This is a genomic window from Methylocaldum sp. GT1BB, from assembly GCF_051027545.1.
Classification (GTDB): Bacteria; Pseudomonadota; Gammaproteobacteria; order Methylococcales; family Methylococcaceae; genus Methylocaldum.
This window is the reverse complement of sequence record NZ_CP194902.1, coordinates 477,225-496,129: the sequence shown is the minus strand read 5'-3', so window position 1 is coordinate 496,129 and position 18,905 is coordinate 477,225. Positions and strand designations below refer to the sequence as shown.

The window sequence follows — 18,905 nt, the reverse complement described above, 5'->3', positions numbered from 1 at the left end:
GGTGTTGGCTCTCAAACCGGCTTTACGTGCCCTGAACTCGATGGGTGTCGTCTATCGACGGATTCGCCTCGACCCGCACGATGCTTTTCACCGCCTCGCGCAGCCAGATGTGGCCGGGGTCCCGGTCGTGGCGGGCGTGCCAGAGCATCGAAACCGTGAAGGTCTCGATCTCGATCGGCGCGGGGCTCAGGGTGAGCTTGAACGCTTCTGCGCAGCGCCGCGCCATGGACGCCGGCAGGGTGGCGATGGCGTCGGCCTCCTTGAGGATGAAGGGCAGGGCGGAGAAGCGCGTGGTTGAAAGTAAAACCCGCCGTCGCAAATTTCGGCGCGCGAGCGCTTCGTCCACGACGCCTTCGAAGCCTCCGGAGAAGGACATCAGGAGATGGGGCAGGGCGAGATAGTCTTCCAGGCCGATGGGCGAGGGTATGCCCAGCCGCGCGCCGTCGAACAGGCACACATAGCCTTCCCGGTAAAGGTTCTCCTGGCGGTGCCAGCTCGCCACGTCCGTGAATCGCGAGACGCCGAGGTCTATTTCCTGGTTGTCCAGTAGTTTCGCTCCCTGTTCATGCCCCGCGAGACGGATCGCGACACGCACACCGGGCGCCTCGCGCTGGATGCGCTCGATCAGGCTCGGGGAGAGCGCCACCTCGATGCTATCCGGCATGCCGAGGCGGAAGCTGCGCTCGGCGGTGGCCGGATCGAAGCGCGGAGTCCCGTACATTTCCCGATGGATGATTTCGAGCGCCGGACCGAGCTGTTCCGCAAGTTCCAAGGCCCTGGCAGTCGGCTCCATGCCTTTCGCCGTTCTCAGGAAAAGCTCGTCCTTGAACATTTCCCGTAGTCTCATCAGCGCCGCGCTCACCGCAGGCTGGCCGAGATATAGGCGGCCGGCCGCCCGCGTCACGCTCCGTTCCTTCAGGAGAGCGCTGAATACCGGCAGCAGGTTCAGGTCCGCCTTTCTAAAATCGATTTCGTTGATGTTTTCAATCATAACAATCGATTTGAATAATAGAAAAACGATCCTCAGAATTCAAACCGCGGCGGAAAGCTCTAAGAGCTCTAAACAGTGCTTTTAGAGCGACCCGCAGTCTCTATCGTTCGGAGGTCACCATGTCTTATCGCAAAAAAGCCCTGATTACGGGCAGTTCCCGTGGCATCGGGAAGGGTATCGCTCTCAAACTCGCCGCTCAGGGCGCCGATGTCGCCATTCATTATTACCGCAACCGGGAGGCTGCCGACGACACCCTGGCCGAAGTGCGCCGGCGCGGCGCGGACGGATTCATCGTCCAGGCGGACATTTCGAACCCGGCCGAAATCGCCCGGATGTTCGATGAAGTCGGCGAGCGATTCGAGGGGCTCGACATATTTGTAGCCAACGCCCGGCCCGAAGCCGCCGAATTCTTCTATCCGCCCCTCGAAATCACTCCCGTACAGTGGGATTCGGCCTTCGATTCCCAGGTCAAAGCCTTTCTCGTCGCAGTGCGGCAGGCAGTGCAGCTCATGCGCGACGGCGGCCGAATCGTCGCCATAACCCACTCGCCCGGTGGCCGCACAGGGAGCCTGCAACCCTGGGTTGCCATGGGTTCGGCCAAGGCGGCGCTGGAGTCGCTCGTCCGCTACTTTGCCGTGGCTTTGGCCAAGCGAGGCATCACGGTGAATGCGGTCAGTCCCGGCTGGATCGAGGACAGCGTGCTGAACAGCCTGCCCGAACCGGCACAGGGCGCCATCCGGCGCTGGCATACCCGCGGCTGGACTCCCATGGGCCGGCTCGGCACGCCGGCCGACATCGGCAATGCCGTGGCCCTTCTCTGCTCGGAGGATGCCGGCTGGATTACCGGCCAGGTACTCTTCGCCGACGGCGGCGCGTCCCTGATGGACGCCGGACATCCGCCCGAGCTGCAGCTCGGCTGGTGACCATAGCCCTGCTATTCGTTTCTCCGGCGTGAGCCGAGCGAACTCGGTATGGCGGAGCGTCGCCGAGAAATCGTACGGGGAAACAATCTCGCGGGCTGCGGATGCGCTTCCGGCGAAACCGGTTGCGAGGATGCCGGATTTTCCTATCCGCCTTTGGGTGGGGAATTCCGGCGTTCTCGCCGTCAGGCCGGCCGTTCATAGTTCCAGGCGCACGCCGGCTACGGGATTCATGCCCCGCGCATCCGCTCCGGAGCCGGGTTCCCGGTAGTTCTTGTCCAGCCTGCTCTCCAGGTCCAACTGTGACGCCCGGTGCCGATTCGGCTACCGGCGGGCGCGCAGATTCAGGGTTGCCCGGCTGGCTCGGAAACAAACCGTGCGGTCCTTTATTGATCAGGCCCGTAAATACCCTCCTGGTATTTCGGGCCGCCGCCCAAGCCGGTACACGCCCGGCCTGGGCTCACGCGGCTTGTCGCCGCGCCGGGGCATCCCTGCCCCGGATTAACCCGACCTATATTTATAGGCCGGGTTAATAAACACCTATCTTCGGTGCTGAGAGCCGATCAATTCGTTGTACGCGCCCGGCCGCGAAAAACCGCGGCCAAACCGGTGGCCATCAGCCAGAACGCGGAAGGCAGCGGAACCGGGGAAACCGTCGTGGACGAGACACTGGCCGCCAACGCATTTCCGTCCGCGTCGCCGAGTGCGTTGACGGCCAGTCTCAATGGGCTGCTGCCGGCTTGCCGGAAATTAAAATTAACTACCGCCAGGGTAAAACTGTCGGCCTGCAGGGTATTCAAGTCCTCCGGCGAATCAAAGGACAGTTCGAACAGGTTCAGCACCCCGCTACCGCTTGACCCGACCGAAGTGACGTTTGCCCCGAAATCGAGAACATCCAGTTCGTCCCCTAGCACCGGATCGCCGAAACTGGTACCGACATATTCCAAATGGCTGCTATCGAAATTGAGATCCAGATCGTAGCTGCCTAGCGAGGGCGCTTCGCCGGCGCCTAGTCCGGATATCGTGATGCCGACCGCGACCGACCACCCGGTTCGGCCCACCGGCATGACCCCCAGTGTGATCGCGGACTCGGCGAGTCCCGATGCGGACAGCAACAGCGCAGCTATTAAAGGCTTACAGTAACGGTCGAGCATCTTGATAGTTTCCTGTTAACGAGTTCCTTGAGGGAAAGATTTCGGGAAACTCCGATCCGGTTCTTGGCCAAGTTCAGGACGAACGATCGCTCGTCGACGACGCGAACCATGGGCAGAAACCGGGTTTTCCGAGTTTCCGTCGATGGATAGGGCGAGGTATCCATGCCTCACTCGGCTGCGCACCGAGGACGGGTACACGACAAGGTCAGCTTGCGGGCATCGAGCGCGTCGATCGTACCGTTCTTGTCGATATCGCGGGGATCGTCCGGACCGGACGCGGATTGATTCCGCACGGCGAGGATCAGGTCGATATCCAGGCGATCGATATCCCCGTCGCCGTCCAGATCGCCGGCCAGCGGGGTCGTTTCGCACGAATCGGGAATATGATCGGCATCGGCGTCACCGGCCCGGCCTTGTTCGATATCCAGAACGTCCGACACGCCGTTTTCGTTGCAGTCCGGAAACACGTTCAGATAGTACACGTCCTGCTCGCCGTTGAAGGTTGCGGTATAGGCAACGCTTGCGCCGTCCCTCCTGGAAACCAGGGTCGAATAGTCCCCCATCTTTTGGGAAGCGTGCGGATAGCCGATCGTGGTATCGAAAGGCTGGCTGACCGGAACGTTTTTGCTCCACGTTGCGCCGCCGTCCCATGAATACGCGTAATACAACCGCGAGACGTTATAGCTGCCGCTATCGCGCGTGTCGTACCAAACGGCATCGATGCGCGAGTTCGGAGCTACCCCCATCATGCCGAACCATTGCCACGAATCTTTATTGGGTTCGTCGTCGTTGACCCTGATCGGCGCCGACCAGGTCTCGCCGCCGTCGCTGCTTCGGACGAATTTGATGTCCAGATTGTCTTCGCCGGGCGGATCCACCGTCGCCAGCACATAGACCTTGCCGCGCAACGGCCCGTTGGATCGGTCGACGTCGACTTGAACGTCGCCTATGGGACCGTACCGATTCGGATTGTTTCGAAAATTGAATAAAGGCGCGGGACCGCCGATATCCAGGATCTGCGTCGTAAAGGTGGGTGTCGAATCCGGATCTCGCGCGTCCAAGGACTTCGAGAAAATGTGCTGGTAGTGGTTTCGATTCTGGGTCTCTTCGTCCCATTCACTGGGTTCGAGCCGTCCGGCGATATACAACTCGCCTTCCGGCCCCACCGCCATGGTGCCGAAACTCGGGTTACCGGGAATCCCCACCGGTAGTTCGAAGCTCGCTCCGCCGTCGATGGAACGGGTGAAACAGTAGTCATCGCCGGTTTCGCGCCAGTTGACGTAGACATGGCCATCGCCGATTCCGCCGCTACGGTCTACCGCGAGCTGGCCTTTGTCGCCGCCTCGTCCGTGGGCGAATACCGGTTCTTGCCAACTGCGCCCGCCGTCGGTCGACTTGATGACTTGAATGTCTTCGATATAGATGCCTTGCTCGTCGAAACGCAGACTCTGAAAGTAAAAGTTCCCCTGAGCATCCACATCGATGACCGGATTGCTTCGGCCTTGTCCCGGCGTCAACGATCCCGGAAAGGTCCAGCTGGAACCGCCATCCTGGCTATGCGCCCAGCCGCCTTGGCGAAAGGAGGACTGCACGGAGTCGAACTGACGCCAGGCGATGACGATGTTGCCGGGGTCCAGCGGATTGATGGCCATGGTGGGCTCGTTGGCCGCATCGCCGGTAATGTTTTGACCGGCCGCGTCGACGTTGACCTGGATGCTGATGTAAGGACCAAAAGCGGAATGCGTCGCTGCGGCGTCGGCGCATGCGAACGCCAGTATCCATCCGGACCACACCGCGGCATGCCGTCCCGGATGTGGATTGCGTAAACCGGACCGTATCATGCGCGGTAACTCCGGGATCTGCCGAACAGGCCGAATCCGGCGAGACCCGATACGAACAGCCACACCGCGGCCGGAACCGGTACCACGGTGGTTTGAAAACTGAAATCGCCGACGATCGCGCCCACGGTGCCGCCAAAATGCTCCCATCCCGGCCCGACCCCGAGTTCGCCCGACAGGGTGAACGAATTCGGGTCGAGCCCCATCGCCACGTTGAACAAGTTGAAGGATTCCGATCGGAAAGAATAATGGTTATAGAGCGTCCAGCCCGATTGGCCGGTATCGGCATCGATGTTGGCCGCATCGAATTCCAACGTGTAGTCTCCGGAGACGATGCGGTTGCTCGGCGATCCGGTATCGATCCGGAAACGGCTGACGCCGCCAAGACCGATCGCGCCGGTGACGCTGCCCGCGAAATCGCCCGGATCGAACGTCAACGTGGTCGGCTTGGTTCTCCGGCCGACCGGGACGTCGACGGTAGCGCCGTTGACGGCGAATTCGAGACCCGTGGCCGGGATTTCGCCGACGCCCGGCACAATATGATCTTCCAAAATTTGCGCGTTGTTGCGCACCGCCGCGGCTTGTGCATCGAAAAATTCCTCCAGATATATGGAAGGCGCATCGGTCGCGTCCAAGGAGACGGCGGCGGCCAGCGCATCCCGGTCCAGGTTCATGATCAATGCGCCGCCGGAAACGGTGGCGGCGGTCGCCGTTGCCGGAAGGAATGCCAACCATGCGGCTAGAAATGTCAAACAGGGTGCAAGAGTTTTGCCGAATCGCGAGAGTCGGTGGCGTGTAGTCATGAGGATAAGTCCGTAACAGGTCGAAGGTGGGAGCGTTTATCCGGCCGATTGGCCGGATAAACGCGATAAACGGCCCCCGGGCGGCTCGGCAGCCCGGGTCGACGGCCTCTATTCGGCGATCAAGCGGATAAAGCCGCCTGGACCGACTTTCGGCGGGCGCCGGCCAGCAGGCTTAACAAGCCGCTGCCGAACAGCCAGACCGCTGCCGGCACCGGAACCACGGCAGGCGAAACCAGAGTGAAGGTAGCGGCTTTACCGGCGGAGTTCGAGCCGTCGCCGCCGAACAGGAAAGCGGTCATATTGGGTGACCACCAGAGTTCCCCGGTCATGAGCAATTCATCGCCATTGGTGGTAACGCTGATGTTGCGGGCATCGTAAGTGGACGTTCTGAAGCTCGTGTTGTTCCACAAGGTCCAGCCGCTGTTGACGCCGTCATTTCGATTCGCGTTGTATTCGAAGGTGTAATCTCCGGACGTCAATGTACCCGTGAAACTGCCACGGGTCATCACGACACCGTTCAACCCGATCTGGCCGTTGGCGATAAAGGCGGACGAGTCGACCAAAGCATCCTGACTGGCGTCCCAGGTCAACGTGGTGGGCTTGTTGGCGCGGCCGCCGGCGCCCGTTGGAATTCCGGTGCCGGTCAGATCGGCGGGATTGACGACGTATTCGAGCGTTGACGGCGCGGGGTAGGTGTTGGTGGGCACCGTTATGATATCCGCAATGGTCGAGTAAGTATCGGCCACCGCCTTGGGAAAGAAGTTCGCGACATAATATTCGGTTAACCCGCCAGGACCGATGGTTAGTCCTTCCAACAGGTTGTTCGGGTTGTCATAGGTAACGCTGAAAGTTCCCCCGTGCAACACACCGGCATCGGCCGAATTGGCCATGATCAGGGCAGCCGCTGCGAGAATGGTCTGTCGGATCTGCATTTTCTTGACCCCAAATTTTTGCATGGATTTTTTCCTGTGATTTGAAACATCGAGAGGTTGTGCGGCAGGCTCGAGAAATCCATAGCCCTTGAATAACTCTCACAGGAGAGGCGGCCCGGCCGTCTTGAATACCAAGACCCGCGGCTTTCCGAGTCCGCCTCGCGGCGGAGGTGGCGAAGGCGTCTCGTCCCTGAGACCGATATCATCCTGGGCCAACGGACAGGCATGCGCCCAACCGCCAGTCGTCGCTGATAAGAACCGCCGAAATGACAATGACAATAAGGCTCGAAAACTGGCGTTCTTATCGGGCAAGTCAAGCTGCTAAAGCAGATACCGTGCCAGTGAGCAGGGGTATTCCGAGACTAACAAGCTGTAATTTGAAAATACCGGGGAACGGTGGAAGCAAAGCGTAATTTACCTGGGAACACATGCCAATTTACAGGCATGTCACGGGAAAGAGGCAGCGAGTATCAGTGCATTAACAAATGTATCGTTAATGCGTAGGTATCCCGGCGCCCATGGCGGATATCAATGCGCGACAAACCGCATTATGTGGGGAGCAGGTTAAATGCCACAATTCAATGCGCATGACATCATCATAATCTGTTGTCTTATTTGACATTAATCGTCTGTCCTGTGAAATCCCGCAAGGCTTAAGGCATACAACGTAATTATTCGATGGCAATCGACAAATACACCAGGGATATTCGGGACAAACTGCGAGATTCATGCTTTTGCGGGAATATTTCCCGATATTTGTAATCCATGGACTACGTTCAGCGGACCATGGATTATTGGACTTCGTCTGGGCCGCCAAATCAGCATCATTTGCCGGCCGCACAAACGGTCGCTGCGTGCTTGAAGATACCTTGGTTTCTTCGGTTCTCGTGCCTATCCTTCAGGAAGCAGTCCTTCATCCGATCTCTTGTAGGCGATGTATGCCAAGCGTCGTTGAGCCAGAGGATGGCGGCCGTAATGGGGTGAGACGGTCACCTCGAAACCGGCGCCGGCGAGAAGACGTTCGATTTGGGCGCCGCCCAAAACGCCGATCCGGTGCCGCTCCTCGGAACGGCGGTAGCCGTGGCCGCCTTTCCTGAACACGGTAATGTCCCGAATCAACAGGTTTTCCTGCGGCTGTTCGGATATCTCCACCAACACCGCCCAATCCGGCCCTTTGCGCCAGGAGCGATAGTGCATGGGTTCGCCGTCCGAGCGGACAAGGATGTCGAATGCGAAAACGCCGCCTTTCGGCAGACAGGAAGCGATGTTCCGGAACAAGCGGTCAAGGCGCGCTTCCGACGGCGCTCCGTCGGCACAATAGTTCAGGGCTTCGCCCAGGGCCGTGACCGCGGCGCAAGGGCGGAAGTCCACATCGTACAGCGATGCGGTTTGAAACTGTGCTTCGGGCGCTGTACGCCGGGCCAGTTCGATCATCGGCGCGGAAACATCGACGCCCAAAACCGAATATCCGTGCTCCAGCAGTTTCCTCGCCCAGGTTCCGCTTCCGCAACCCAGATCGATTATCAGGCCGGAATCGAGACCCGCGGCGCGGAACAGCGCCAGCAACTCATCGCCGGCGCCATCCACCAGATCGGGGAAGCCGACGTGATGAACATAGGCGAGATCTTCCTCATAGAACGGCATCATCGTTTCGAAGCATTTTTTCGACTGGAATTCCGCCAACCCATGGGGCGGTCAAAGCCGGTCCATCCCGATGGGTTCGCCGTTATCGGCACGGGTTTTGGTCAATCGCCGTTCCGCGTCTGCTGCGGCGCTGTCCTTGCCCTGCTTTCGATACACCTCGGTCAGCGCCCAGAGCGCCCAGGCGTCATTCGGCGCTTCTCGGAGCGAAATATCGAGCTCCCGCTCCGCCCCCGCCAGATCGCCCTGGAGAAACCGCAGCGCGCCTACCGAACGGCGTATCGGGTAGTACCAGTAGGGCGGTTCCATATAGGGCAGCTTTTCCTGAAGCGCCGCCGCTCTTTCGAAGGCGGCGGCGGCGTTTCCGAGATCGCCTTCGGCCTGGGCGATGCGCGCCGAAAGCACGTCCTGGGCAATCCGAACAATGTCCGCCGCCGGGACGCCGGCTTCCGTCAATCCGGAAAAATCCGCCGTTTTGGCGATCCCGGTCAAGGCGTCGAGTTCGAGCCGCGCGTCCTGCGGCGCTCCCTTGGCCGCCGCCGCAACGCCACGGGTATAGCGCCACATGGCTTGTACGTACGGGAACTCCGAGCCCGGATCGGCCATTTTCAGGACCGTTTCGGGCGGACTGAACTGGGCGTGGGCGAAGTATGGCGCGGCCTTGACCGGTTGTACCCACGGCACCGCACGGACCGTCTCGTCGGACAGCACGCCGGCGAGTTTCTCCGCCGCCGCGAGAGCGGTTTTGCCGTCGCCCGCCATCTGCGCCGAAACCATCAGGAAATGAACGTTGTGCGGATAATAGCCTTGCGCGTAGATGCCCTTTGCGCCGGTCTCCTTCAAATAGGCCTCGTCGACTTCGATGGCGGCGCGATTGGCTTCGAGAGCGTCCCGATAGCGGCCCAGCCGGTAGTAAAGGTGTCCCGGCATGTGGACCAGATGTCCCGCGCCCGGCATCAGACCGGCGAGGCGTTTCGCATAAGCTTCCGCCCGTTCGGGCCGGTCGGAAGCCTCCATCATGTGGATGTAATAATGAACCGCGCCGGGATGGTCGGGGTTGTTCGCCAGCACCCGCTCCAGGACCTCTACGATTTCCGCCGTGCGCCCCTTGGGTTTGCGGCCTTGGTCAGCCCAGTAGTCCCAGGGCGCGAGATCCATCAGGCTTTCCGCGTACAACGCGGCGATCTCGTCATCCTCGGGGAAACGCTGGGCGAGTTTGCCCATCGCCGTGGCGTAGGCTTGGTCCAGGCGCTTCCGGTCGGTCTTCGGATTCTTGTCGTAGCGTTTCGCGAGCGCCTCGATCAAGGCTTGCTCCTTGGGGCTCGCGTGCTTGGCAAGGGCTTTCGCCCGCTCGATCGCGGCCCAGGCCGGGCCGACCGCGGAAGGCTCCATCGGCGCATTGATATTCGGTCCCAACACCAAGGCTTCGCCCCAGAAACACATGGCGCACTGGGGATCGAGTTTCTGCGCCATGCGGAAGGCCCGTTGCGCCTCCAGATGGTTGAAGGCATAGGCCAATCTCAAACCCTGATCGAAATATTGCTGGGCGCGGGTGTTGCTCGTGGTGATCTTGTAGCTCAGCGTGCCGAGGTTGTCCCACAGGGGCGGTTCGCTATCGACGTAGACAGCCTGGGCGGCAGCCGTGTCCTTGGGATAATGCCCCGCTTCGGTGTGAACATGGCCCGTCGTTTCGGCGGCAAGTGCCGGTTGCGTGCCGATCAGCAGCGAGGCCAGCAGGCCGATGCCGACGGTATCGGAAAATTTCATGATCCCCTCCTCGTTAAGCTTAGGCTTGAATGCGTTCCGTCGAACGGGAAACGCGATTATCGTAAAAACGACCGTTCATTGCTTAGGCGTAAAAACCAAACTCTCGGGTTCCGGGTTTGGTGATTTCCGCTCGCTTTTGTTTGCCGTTATACCGAAGCGGTCACATTGTGGCAGTGAAATTGTAACAACGGCTTGCGCGAAGAGGCCTCGCTGAGCCAGAATAACCTTTCGACACGCTCTGAATATTTACTCGTACCCGATCCGATCCATGAATCTCCGTCACTTCGCCATTCGTCGCATCGTCGCCCTCGTGGTGGTCGTCGTCGTGCAAGTGGTGATGTGCGCGCCGTCGTGGGTTGGAGATGAGTAAGTAAACGACCTGATTCAACAACCCCCGCCGGCGCAAGCCGACGGGGGTTTCTTTTTTGGGGCCTCCGCCGGACTCCGGCTCTACCAAGGAGAACCCCATGACGATACTATCCGGCGCCCAACTCACCGTTCGCCTCCTCGAGCGGCAGGGCGTGCGCGTCGTTGCCGGCATTCCGGGCGGCGCGAATCTGCCGATCTACGATGCCTTGTCGAAATCCGCGCAAATCCGCCACGTCCTCGCCCGGCACGAACAGGGCGCGGGCTTCATTGCCCAAGGCATGGCGAGGGTCACCGGCGTTCCCGCGGTGTGCATGGCCTCGTCCGGACCCGGAGCGACCAATCTGCTGACCGCTATCGCCGATGCCAAGCTCGACTCGATCCCGCTGGTGGCGATCACCGGCCAGGTGCCGCGCGGGATGATCGGCACCGACGCCTTTCAGGAGGTCGACACCTACGGCCTGACGATTCCGATCACCAAGCACAATTTTCTGGTGGACTCGGCGGCGGAACTGCTCGAGGTGATGCCGAACGCCTTCCGCATCGCGGCTTCGGGACGTCCGGGGCCGGTGTTGATCGATATTCCCAAAGACGTGCAGACGGAGTCGATCGACGTGAACGCATGGCCCGAACCCGGCGCGCCGGACCCGGCTCCGCCGGTCGATATCGCGCTCGTCCAGCGGGCGGCGGATCTGATCGAGGCGGCGGAGCGGCCGATTCTGTACCTCGGCGGGGGCATCATGCACGCGGGGGCGTCGGAAACGGCGTCGGCCCTGGCCGAAAAATCGTCGCTGCCGACCGTGATGACTTTGATGGCGTTGGGCGCATTGCCGGTGGACCATCCGCTGTCGCTGGGCATGCTCGGTATGCATGGGGCGCGCTGTACTAACCTGGCGCTGGACGAATGCGATCTGCTGATCGCCGTCGGTGCCCGTTTCGACGACCGGGCGACGGGCAAGGTCGCGGCGTTCTGTCCGCACGCGAAGGTCATTCACATCGACATCGATTCGGCCGAGCTGAACAAGATCAAGACGGCCCACGTCGGCATCCGGGGCGACGCGGCGGCCGTGTTGCAAGAATTGCTGCCGAGAGTGCGGGGGCAAGACCGGGACTCGTGGCTGGCCCGCGTCGCCGAATTGAAGCGGATGTTTCCCCTCGTCACGCCCGGCATAGCCGACCCGCGAACCCATTACGGCTTGATACGCGCCGTGGCCGAGAACCTCGACGACGAGGCGATTGTCACAACCGACGTCGGCCAGCACCAGATGTGGGTGGCACAAAGCTATCCTCTGCGCCGCCCGCGCCGCTGGCTGACCTCGGGCGGCCTGGGCACCATGGGCTTCGGCCTCCCGGCCGCGATCGGCGCGGCGCTCGCCGAGCCGGACGCGGCCGTGGTCTGTTTCTCCGGCGACGGCAGCATTCTGATGAACGTGCAGGAGCTGGCGACCGCCGCCGAGGAGGACGTCAACATCAAGGTGGTGCTGATGAACAACAACGCTCTCGGTTTGGTGCACCAGCAGCAGACGCTGTTTTATGGCAAGCGCATCTATGCGTCGCGGTTTCGTGCCGCGCCGGATTTCGTCCGGATCGCCGAAGGCTTCGGCCTGCGCGCCGTCGATCTCGATACGGCGGAGAACCCGAAGGAGGTCCTGCACCAAGCGCTGACCACTCGCGGCCCATGCCTGATCCACGCCGGCATCGACGTCGAGGATCAGGTATTGCCCATGGTGCCGCCCGGTGCTGCCAACATAGAGATGATCGGAGGCTGAATCATGGACGGACAGTCTTTATTCGAACAACGGACGTCGGCGCGGACCGTGCTGGAGCTCGACGTCGTCAACCATCCCGGCGTCATGTCCCACGTGGTCGGCCTGTTTTCGCGCCGCGCCTACAATGTCGAGGGCATCCTCTGCATGCCGGTGGGTGCCGGCGCGACCAGCCGAATCTGGCTGCTGGTCAATGAAGACGCGCGCCTCGCGCAGATGGTCAAGCAATTGGAAAAGCTGGAAGATGTCCTGAGCGTACGGCGTCATGGCGCGGATCACGAAGTGTTCGAGCGGTTGGAGGAGTTCTTCCGCTAGAGCGTTTGGTGGCGGCTGCTTGTGAGCCACCGTCTTGCGCGTCGATCCCGTTTGTCGGCAAAGGATTGCCGACCTACAACCGTGCCGCCCCGTAGGCCGGGAATCCTTTCCCGGCGCAGCGGGTCGGCAAGTGCGTTCGTCGGCAAAGGATTGCGGACCTACGACCTCCACCTTTCAGGCAGTCGTTCTCTAGTTCGGGAGTTCCGGCCAGTCTTATGCCCACACCGCGAACGATGTGACTGATTATCGAATCTTGCCGACCGGGGTTCTCAAGCGTAATCTGGACCTGAGCCGCAGATCCAAGTTGACGGACCGAGGTTTGGCAAAGATTTAGGAACTCGTAACATTCAGAAGGACTCCAAGTTTGCGGGGCTGCATGCCAAGGAAGGGCGCAAACGACGGTCCGTTGCGGCTGTTTGCAGACCAACCTTCGAAATATAGGGAGTTTGCCATGTATACCAAGTTCGCTCCTAGGCTTGGCAGGTTCACATCTTTTCTTTTCGCGGCTGTTTTGTTGTGGTCCGCGAGTTGGGCGGCAGCTGCGAAGGAATGCTGGCTGGATCTCTATGATAAGGCGGATTACCAAGGTTCCCACGTTCGCTTGAAAGGACCCGTCGAACTGTCCAACCTCAAGTCACTGAGCGGCGAGGACTGGAGCAATCGCATCGAAAGCCTGGTTGTTGGTCCGGATGCGGAGATTTATGCCTTTCGGCAGGAAAATTTCGAGGATACACCCCAGGGACCGATCTATCACCAGAAAGAGCTTCAAGCTTTGGGAGAAAAGGACATCGGGAGTGCCCAGGATTTGAAGATCAGTTTCGGGCCCGGAACCAAGGAACACCATCTGGGCGACCTGAATTTCCACCGCAATATCAATTCGCTAAAGGTCCAGTGCCGGCGGTGAGACCGGGGTGTGCGGTTTGAAGAGACCCATTGTCGGCAAAGGATTGCCGACCTACAACTACGATTTCTGCGACCTGCCCCAAAGTAGGTCGGGAATCCTTTCCCGACGCCGACGGGCGGCCAACGGCTTACGTCGGCAAGGGATTGCCGACCTACAACAGTGGGAGCTGGGTTTAGCCCGCGACTCAATGCCATTCGATATCGCGGGCTAAAGCCCGCTCCACAAGATCCTCCATGATCCGCCGTTCAGAACTGGATGCGGTGTCGCAACCGGGAGCAGGTTAGCGCCCAGTCTATTCGCCGACGATCCGGTCGACGACGATCTTGTAGCTGCCGTTATCCTCGGGCGCCACGGCTTCACTCAAGCCTTGCAGGTCGCCGGCCTCGGCCTTCGGCTGTCCGCTCTTCGAAATGCGCGCCCCGATCACGATGCGGTCGGCGGTAGAGAGCGTCATGCCCTGCATCATGGACATGGAGTCGTCCAGCACGACTTTTACCGGCAGGTCTTTTGCCTGCTTGCGGACGACCGCCAAAGGCATGGGGGGGCCTTCGGCCGCACGGGCGAAGACGAAAAGGGCATCGTCCGGCGCAACCCGGCTTTTCAGATTTTCCGCCAGGGTCACCGTAACGCGGATCTGTTTGCCCGCGCCCTTTGCGGCGGCGGGTTCCGACGGCGTTGTTTGGGCGGGGAGTCCTTGGACCTGGGCGATGTATCCCTCAATCTGCTTGGCCTCTTCGCTGCCAGGCCCGAATTGCTTTTTCAGTCTTTCCCAATACTCCACGGTCTTGGCCGCGTCCTTCCGTTCGGCGGCGGCGATTCCCGCCATCCAGAGCGCGGTTTGGTGATCGGGATTCTTCTTCAGGATTTCGTCGACGATTTCGGACGGCTTGCCGGCCATGCTGCCCTGATGGGTTTCGGCCAATGCCTGGGCATACAAAGCCTTGACGTCCAGATCCTCGGGGGCGAGCTTGAGGGCGAATTCATAGGCCGTTACCGCCTTGTCCGGCTGATCGGTCGCTTGCAGCGAGCGGGCCAGCAATACCCAGCCCTCCAGATCGTTCGGCTGCTTGGCCAGCCTTTCCGCCAGCTGGCGTATGCTGTCCTGGACATCGGCCATGTCGTTCGGCGCACGTGCGCCGATCAGGTCGATGCGGCCCAGCGCGAGGTAAAGCGTCAAGGCCAGTACCGGAACGATCGCGAGCGTGGCCAGGACGGCCGAGCGGCCGCGGGTGCTCGACTGAGCTTTCGTCTCTTCGGCAGCCTCGAGATCCCCGAGCAGATTCCGTTCGGATTCCGCGGTCAGGCGCTCCAGATCCTCGGGGCTTGCCGCTTCCTGGGCGAGTTCGGTTTGCCGCTGCCGGTGCAGAAGGAGATTGAGCCGCGCCCGGTTTATCCGCCCGCTGCCGGTCTTGCCGAGGAGCGCGGGAAGGAAAAAGACGTAGCCCACTATCAAAAGCAGTACGGCCGAAAGCCAGAAACCCGTCATCGATATTTACCCTTCGAGATTGTTTCGAAGCCGCTCCAGGCGCTTCTTTTCTTCATCGGTAAGCGTCAGGTCCTCGCCCGTGTTGCGGCGTCTCACCTGTCGCCATAGAAAAGCGCCTCCGCCGGCCAGAAGCAGGAACGGCCCGACCCACAGAAGAGCCGTCGTCATTTTGAAAGGCGGGCGATAGAGCACGAAATCGCCGTAGCGATCGGTCAGGAATTTGACCGCTTCCTCTTCGTTCTTGCCGCTTTGGATGATGGTGTAGACCTCGTCCCGCAGGTCCTTTGCCAGATCGGCATCGGAATCGGCCAGGGACTGGTTCTGGCAGACCAGGCAGCGAAGCTCTTCGATCAGGCGCTCGTAGCGCTGTTGCTTGGCCGGATCGTCGAACTCGCGGATTTCGATGGCTTGAACGGTAAAGGGAAGAATCAGCAGGAACGGCAGTAACCGATGCATCATGAAGACTTGGCCTGTAATTGGCGGATCAGGGGGAGTAGTTTCTTTTCCAGGATTTCGGGCGTGATCGGTCCGGTCTGCTTGTGGCGGATGATGCCGTCGCGATCGACGACGAAGGTTTCCGGCACGCCGTACACGCCCCAGTCGATGCCGGTCTTGCCTTCGGGATCGAAGGCGCTCGCGGTATAGGGATCGCCGAAGCGCTGCAGCCAGGTTAGGGCGTTATCCCGCTCGTCCTTGTAGTTGAGGCCGTAGATGGGAACGATGTTCTGCTTGGCGAGTTGCAGCAGCACCGGGTGCTCTTCCCGGCAGGACGTGCACCAGGACGCCCAAACATTCACCAGACTGACCTGACCCTTGAGATCGTCGCTGCTCAGGGTCTTGCCGGCATCCGCCACCTGGGGCAGGGCGAACATGGGCGCCGGCTTGCCGATGAAGGGCGAAGGCACTTCCTTGGGATTCAGAGTCAGACCGATGCCGAGAAAGATCACCATGACGGCGAACACGGCCAATGGAATGAGATAGCGCATGATGGGTTATGAATATGCCGTTACGGAAAGAGACGTACTATAAATCAAGTGCTATGTAGCCCGGGATAAGCCTGTCCTAAGTAAAGTAGGTCGGCAATCCTTTGGCGACAAACTGTCGGGAAGGGTCGTCCTGGCGCTCCAATCGCAAACGGTCATCCCAGGAGCGCTGGGATGACCCTTCCAATCGCAAACGGCCTGGCCGGGAGCGCCGGCCAGGCCCTTCCCGAAGACGCCGTTTGCGATTGGAAGGGGCCGATTAAAGGCCCGTTTGCGATTGGGAAGGGATTCCCGACCTACGATTCTATTTCGGCCCACAAAGGATAGAGTCCGCATGCTCGACGCTAGTGATCTTTACTGTCACGCCGGCTTGCTTTCCGCCGACTCGCTCCAGGCTTCCGCCTGGCGGGTCGCCAAACGGTAGCGGCGGTCCGCGGCGGAGAACAGGCCGCCGGTCATCATCAATAATCCGCCCAGCCAGATCCAGCGGATGAACGGCTTGTAATAGAGCCGCACGCTCCAGGCACCGGCATCCATCCGCTCGCCGAGAGCGACATACAGATCGCGGGTGAGGCCTGGATCGATGGCCGCTTCGGTCATGGTATTGCGCTGCACGCGGTAAATGCGCTTTTGCGGCCGGAGTTCGGCCGCCTCCCGGTCGCCCCGCTGCACGCGGAAATCGCCTTGCTGAGCGATGAAATTGGGGCCTTGCACCTCGGTCACGCCCTTGAACGTAAACGTGTAATCGCCCAGTGTCGAAGACTCGCCCGGTGCGAGCCGCACGATCTTTTCCTCGCTGTAGCGGTCGGACAGGACGACGCCGGTGAGAAATACCGCGATGCCGATATGGGCCAGGGTCATGCCGTACACGCTGCGGGACTGCGTCTTGAGGCCCTGAATCGCGGTTCCGCGCAGACGGACCCGGTTCCAGAGGCTTAACAGCGCGCTGGCCGCGAGCCAGAACGCCATGCCGAGTCCCGCCATGGTCTTGATGTCCTTGGCGTCCCAGAAAACCGCGGTGGAAACCACGCCCAGCACCAGGCTTCCGAGAAACACGTGGCGCACGCGCCGCCCGATCTTGCCGAGGTCGGCCTCGCGCCAGGCGAACATCGGTGCGATGCCGGCCAAAAGAAAAATGGGCGCCATCAACGGGCCGAACACGCTGGCGAAATACGGCGAACCGACCGAAATCTTGCCCAGCTGCAAGGCGTCAAGAATCAGGGGATAAAGCGTTCCCAGCAGAATACTCGCGGCGGCCGTGACCAGCAGGACATTGTTCAGCAGCAGAAGATTTTCCTTGGACACGAAGCCGTAGCGGACCCGGTCCTTGACCGTCGGCGCCCGGACCGCGTAAAGCAGCAACGAACTTCCGACCACGATGGCCAGGAAGACCAGGATGAACAGTCCTCGCGCCGGGTCCGAGGCGAAGGCGTGCACCGAGGTCAGGACGCCGGAACGGACCAGGAAGGTTCCGAGAAGGCTCAGCGAAAAGGCGAAGATGGCGAGCAGCACGGTCCAGGCCTTGAAAGCGCCGCGCTTTTCGGTGACCGCCAGCGAGTGGAGCAGGGCGGTCGCGACCAGCCAGGGCATGAACGAGGCGTTTTCCACCGGGTCCCAGAACCACCAGCCGCCCCAGCCGAGTTCGTAATAGGCCCACCAGGAACCGAGCACGATGCCGAAGGTCAGGAACACCCAGGCGATCAGGGTCCAGGGCCGCGACCAGCGTGCCCAGGCCGAATCCAGGGAACCGCCGAGCAGGGCCGCGATGGCGAAGCTGAACGCTACCGAGAGCCCGACGTAGCCCATGTACAGCATCGGCGGATGAACCGTCATGCCGATGTCCTGCAGCAAAGGATTGAGATCGTTGCCGTCGGCGGGCGGCGGGAAGTGGCGCTCGAAGGGATTGGAGGTCAGCAGAATGAACAGCAGGATGCCGACGCTGACCAGGCCCATGACACCTAAGACGCGCGCCAGGAATTCCTCGGACAGGCTGCGGCTGAAGATCGTCACCATCACCGTCCACAGCCCCATGATCAAAGCCCAGAGCAGCATCGAGCCCTCGTGGGCGCCCCAGGCGGCCGAAATGCGGTAATAAAGGGGCAGGGCGGTATTGGAGTTCCGCGCCACGTAGAGCACGGAAAAATCGTGGCTTACGAAACTCCCGATCAGGCAGAGGAAGGCCACGGCCAGAAAGAAGAATTGAGCGCGCCCAGCGGCGCGCCCCACCGCCATCCAGACCGGCACGCCACGGGCCGCGCCCAGCAGCGGAAACACGGACTGCAACAGCGCCATGAACAGCGCCATGATCAAGGCGATATGCCCCAGTTCCGCGATCATTTCTGGTAGTCCTTATAACTGGTGGACACCTGCCCGCTTTGCTTCAGCGCGTCGGCGACTTCCGGCGGCATGTAGTTCTCGTCGTGCTTGGCGAGCACTTCGCTGGCCTCGAACACGCCTTCCGCGTTGATCTGCCCGACCGAGATGATGCCCTGACCCTCACGGAACAAATCGGGCAGGATTCCGGTGTAATGGATGGGAACCGTAGAGGTTCCGTCGGTGACCGAGAAGCGTACCGTCAGGCTGTCGGGTTCGCGCTGAACGCTGCCCTGAACCACCAGTCCGCCCACACGGAACGGGTAACCCTTGGGCGCTTCGCCGGCGGCGACCTGCGAAGGGGTATAGAAGTACAGCAGATTCTTCTGGAATGCGGTGAGCGCGAGAAAAGTCGCGATGCTGACCCCGATCAGAATCAGCCCGACCACGATCATGCGGCGGCGGCGCGGGGTCATGACCGTCTACCCTCCTGCTTCGCCCGGCGCGCGATGCTCTTCATCACCTCGGATTTCCGGCGTACCGCCCAGAAGAGATTGAGGCCCAAAACGACAAACATCAAACCGTAGGACGTCCACACATAAAAGCCGTAGCCGCCCATGGAAAAAAACTGTTGCCAATTCATGGAATCGATTGAAGCTCGTTAAGACTGTTAACCCGTTATTAAACCATATCGAGCCGATAATAAATGCTCGATTGAACCAAATC

17 protein-coding genes and 1 riboswitch are annotated in these 18,905 nt (G+C 60.8%); of the genes, 4 read left to right on the top strand and 13 right to left on the bottom strand.

Translation table 11 applies throughout. The features are described from left to right. Positions 1 to 22 precede the first annotated feature (22 nt). On the bottom strand, positions 23 to 991 hold the full coding sequence (locus ACR2TX_RS03480; RefSeq protein WP_156880804.1) for a LysR substrate-binding domain-containing protein: 969 nt from the start codon (positions 989 to 991) through the stop codon (positions 23 to 25). Positions 992 to 1,110: 119 nt separating this feature from the next. Here ACR2TX_RS03480 and ACR2TX_RS03475 point away from each other — a divergent pair, with 119 nt between their 5' ends. After that, entirely contained in the window at positions 1,111 to 1,914 is an 804-nt protein-coding gene (locus tag ACR2TX_RS03475) for an SDR family oxidoreductase (RefSeq protein ID WP_434110279.1), read from the top strand. A gap of 560 nt (positions 1,915 to 2,474) precedes the next feature. Here the strand turns inward: ACR2TX_RS03475 and ACR2TX_RS03470 are convergent. The 6 genes from ACR2TX_RS03470 to ACR2TX_RS03445 all read right to left on the bottom strand — a co-directional run bounded on the left by ACR2TX_RS03470 (position 2,475) and on the right by ACR2TX_RS03445 (position 10,046). Next, a complete protein-coding gene (locus ACR2TX_RS03470) occupies positions 2,475 to 3,065 on the bottom strand; it encodes a hypothetical protein (RefSeq protein ID WP_434110277.1) in 591 nt (196 codons plus the stop codon). A gap of 167 nt (positions 3,066 to 3,232) precedes the next feature. Beyond that, positions 3,233 to 4,906, bottom strand: coding sequence for a hypothetical protein (locus ACR2TX_RS03465; RefSeq protein WP_434131234.1), 1,674 nt, complete (start codon positions 4,904 to 4,906; stop codon positions 3,233 to 3,235). Further along, the gene (locus ACR2TX_RS03460; RefSeq protein WP_156880807.1) at positions 4,903 to 5,706 is read right to left on the bottom strand and encodes a VPLPA-CTERM sorting domain-containing protein; all 804 of its coding nucleotides are present in this window, start codon (positions 5,704 to 5,706) and stop codon (positions 4,903 to 4,905) included. Before ACR2TX_RS03460 ends, ACR2TX_RS03465 begins: the two co-directional genes overlap by 4 nt. A 119-nt stretch (positions 5,707 to 5,825) precedes the next feature. Next, a complete protein-coding gene (locus ACR2TX_RS03455) occupies positions 5,826 to 6,662 on the bottom strand; it encodes a hypothetical protein (RefSeq protein ID WP_434110272.1) in 837 nt (278 codons plus the stop codon). An 82-nt stretch (positions 6,663 to 6,744) separates the two neighbouring features. Beyond that, positions 6,745 to 6,823: riboswitch (cyclic di-GMP riboswitch) on the bottom strand. A gap of 706 nt (positions 6,824 to 7,529) precedes the next feature. Then, positions 7,530 to 8,285, bottom strand: coding sequence for a class I SAM-dependent methyltransferase (locus tag ACR2TX_RS03450; protein WP_434110270.1), 756 nt, complete (start codon positions 8,283 to 8,285; stop codon positions 7,530 to 7,532). A gap of 48 nt (positions 8,286 to 8,333) precedes the next feature. Beyond that, positions 8,334 to 10,046 (bottom strand): hypothetical protein, encoded by a 1,713-nt coding sequence (locus ACR2TX_RS03445; protein WP_434131231.1) that lies wholly within the window; start codon positions 10,044 to 10,046, stop codon positions 8,334 to 8,336. 467 nt (positions 10,047 to 10,513) lie between these two features. On the opposite strand from ACR2TX_RS03445, the gene ilvB reads away from it, so the two are divergent. The 3 genes from ilvB to ACR2TX_RS03430 all read left to right on the top strand — a co-directional run bounded on the left by ilvB (position 10,514) and on the right by ACR2TX_RS03430 (position 13,397). Beyond that, positions 10,514 to 12,181 (top strand): acetolactate synthase large subunit, encoded by a 1,668-nt coding sequence (ilvB, locus tag ACR2TX_RS03440; protein WP_434131228.1) that lies wholly within the window; start codon positions 10,514 to 10,516, stop codon positions 12,179 to 12,181. A gap of 3 nt (positions 12,182 to 12,184) precedes the next feature. Then, positions 12,185 to 12,493: an acetolactate synthase small subunit gene (gene ilvN, locus ACR2TX_RS03435; RefSeq protein ID WP_077732769.1), complete on the top strand. Its 309-nt coding sequence runs from the start codon at positions 12,185 to 12,187 to the stop codon at positions 12,491 to 12,493. Positions 12,494 to 12,944: 451 nt separating this feature from the next. Further along, positions 12,945 to 13,397 carry a beta/gamma crystallin domain-containing protein gene (locus tag ACR2TX_RS03430; RefSeq protein ID WP_077732770.1) on the top strand — a complete coding sequence of 151 codons (453 nt, stop codon included), beginning with the start codon at positions 12,945 to 12,947 and terminating at the stop codon, positions 13,395 to 13,397. A gap of 292 nt (positions 13,398 to 13,689) precedes the next feature. On the opposite strand, the gene ccmI is transcribed toward ACR2TX_RS03430, so the two are convergent. The 6 genes from ccmI to ccmD form a co-directional block, all read right to left on the bottom strand. Further along, on the bottom strand, positions 13,690 to 14,883 hold the full coding sequence (gene ccmI / locus ACR2TX_RS03425; protein WP_434131226.1) for a c-type cytochrome biogenesis protein CcmI: 1,194 nt from the start codon (positions 14,881 to 14,883) through the stop codon (positions 13,690 to 13,692). A gap of 6 nt (positions 14,884 to 14,889) precedes the next feature. Further along, a complete protein-coding gene (locus tag ACR2TX_RS03420) occupies positions 14,890 to 15,342 on the bottom strand; it encodes a cytochrome c-type biogenesis protein (protein WP_086133613.1) in 453 nt (150 codons plus the stop codon). Beyond that, on the bottom strand, positions 15,339 to 15,872 hold the full coding sequence (locus ACR2TX_RS03415) for a DsbE family thiol:disulfide interchange protein (RefSeq protein WP_434132399.1): 534 nt from the start codon (positions 15,870 to 15,872) through the stop codon (positions 15,339 to 15,341). Before ACR2TX_RS03415 ends, ACR2TX_RS03420 begins: the two co-directional genes overlap by 4 nt. A gap of 354 nt (positions 15,873 to 16,226) precedes the next feature. After that, positions 16,227 to 18,203, bottom strand: a complete 1,977-nt coding sequence (locus tag ACR2TX_RS03410) for a heme lyase CcmF/NrfE family subunit (RefSeq protein WP_434131224.1) — start codon at positions 18,201 to 18,203, stop codon at positions 16,227 to 16,229. After that, the gene (gene ccmE, locus ACR2TX_RS03405; protein ID WP_086133611.1) at positions 18,200 to 18,655 is read right to left on the bottom strand and encodes a cytochrome c maturation protein CcmE; all 456 of its coding nucleotides are present in this window, start codon (positions 18,653 to 18,655) and stop codon (positions 18,200 to 18,202) included. The genes ACR2TX_RS03410 and ccmE overlap by 4 nt, the downstream gene beginning before the upstream one ends. Then, complete coding sequence (gene ccmD, locus ACR2TX_RS03400; RefSeq protein ID WP_077732806.1) at positions 18,652 to 18,822, bottom strand: heme exporter protein CcmD; 171 nt, start codon at positions 18,820 to 18,822, stop codon at positions 18,652 to 18,654. Before ccmD ends, ccmE begins: the two co-directional genes overlap by 4 nt. Positions 18,823 to 18,905: the final 83 nt, after the last annotated feature.

Excerpts from the sequence above, each read along its gene's own strand:
- ACR2TX_RS03480 (WP_156880804.1), bottom strand. The coding sequence starts at position 991 with ATGATTGAAAACATCAACGAAATCGATTTTAGAAAGGCGGACCTGAAC.
- ACR2TX_RS03475 (WP_434110279.1), top strand. The coding sequence starts at position 1,111 with ATGTCTTATCGCAAAAAAGCCCTGATTACGGGCAGTTCCCGTGGCATC.
- ACR2TX_RS03470 (WP_434110277.1), bottom strand. The coding sequence starts at position 3,065 with ATGCTCGACCGTTACTGTAAGCCTTTAATAGCTGCGCTGTTGCTGTCC.
- ACR2TX_RS03465 (WP_434131234.1), bottom strand. The coding sequence starts at position 4,906 with ATGATACGGTCCGGTTTACGCAATCCACATCCGGGACGGCATGCCGCG.
- ACR2TX_RS03460 (WP_156880807.1), bottom strand. The coding sequence starts at position 5,706 with ATGACTACACGCCACCGACTCTCGCGATTCGGCAAAACTCTTGCACCC.
- ACR2TX_RS03455 (WP_434110272.1), bottom strand. The coding sequence starts at position 6,662 with ATGCAAAAATTTGGGGTCAAGAAAATGCAGATCCGACAGACCATTCTC.
- ACR2TX_RS03450 (WP_434110270.1), bottom strand. The coding sequence starts at position 8,285 with ATGATGCCGTTCTATGAGGAAGATCTCGCCTATGTTCATCACGTCGGC.
- ACR2TX_RS03445 (WP_434131231.1), bottom strand. The coding sequence starts at position 10,046 with ATGAAATTTTCCGATACCGTCGGCATCGGCCTGCTGGCCTCGCTGCTG.
- ilvB (WP_434131228.1), top strand. The coding sequence starts at position 10,514 with ATGACGATACTATCCGGCGCCCAACTCACCGTTCGCCTCCTCGAGCGG.
- ilvN (WP_077732769.1), top strand. The coding sequence starts at position 12,185 with ATGGACGGACAGTCTTTATTCGAACAACGGACGTCGGCGCGGACCGTG.
- ACR2TX_RS03430 (WP_077732770.1), top strand. The coding sequence starts at position 12,945 with ATGTATACCAAGTTCGCTCCTAGGCTTGGCAGGTTCACATCTTTTCTT.
- ccmI (WP_434131226.1), bottom strand. The coding sequence starts at position 14,883 with ATGACGGGTTTCTGGCTTTCGGCCGTACTGCTTTTGATAGTGGGCTAC.
- ACR2TX_RS03420 (WP_086133613.1), bottom strand. The coding sequence starts at position 15,342 with ATGATGCATCGGTTACTGCCGTTCCTGCTGATTCTTCCCTTTACCGTT.
- ACR2TX_RS03410 (WP_434131224.1), bottom strand. The coding sequence starts at position 18,203 with ATGATCGCGGAACTGGGGCATATCGCCTTGATCATGGCGCTGTTCATG.
- ccmE (WP_086133611.1), bottom strand. The coding sequence starts at position 18,655 with ATGACCCCGCGCCGCCGCCGCATGATCGTGGTCGGGCTGATTCTGATC.
- ccmD (WP_077732806.1), bottom strand. The coding sequence starts at position 18,822 with ATGAATTGGCAACAGTTTTTTTCCATGGGCGGCTACGGCTTTTATGTG.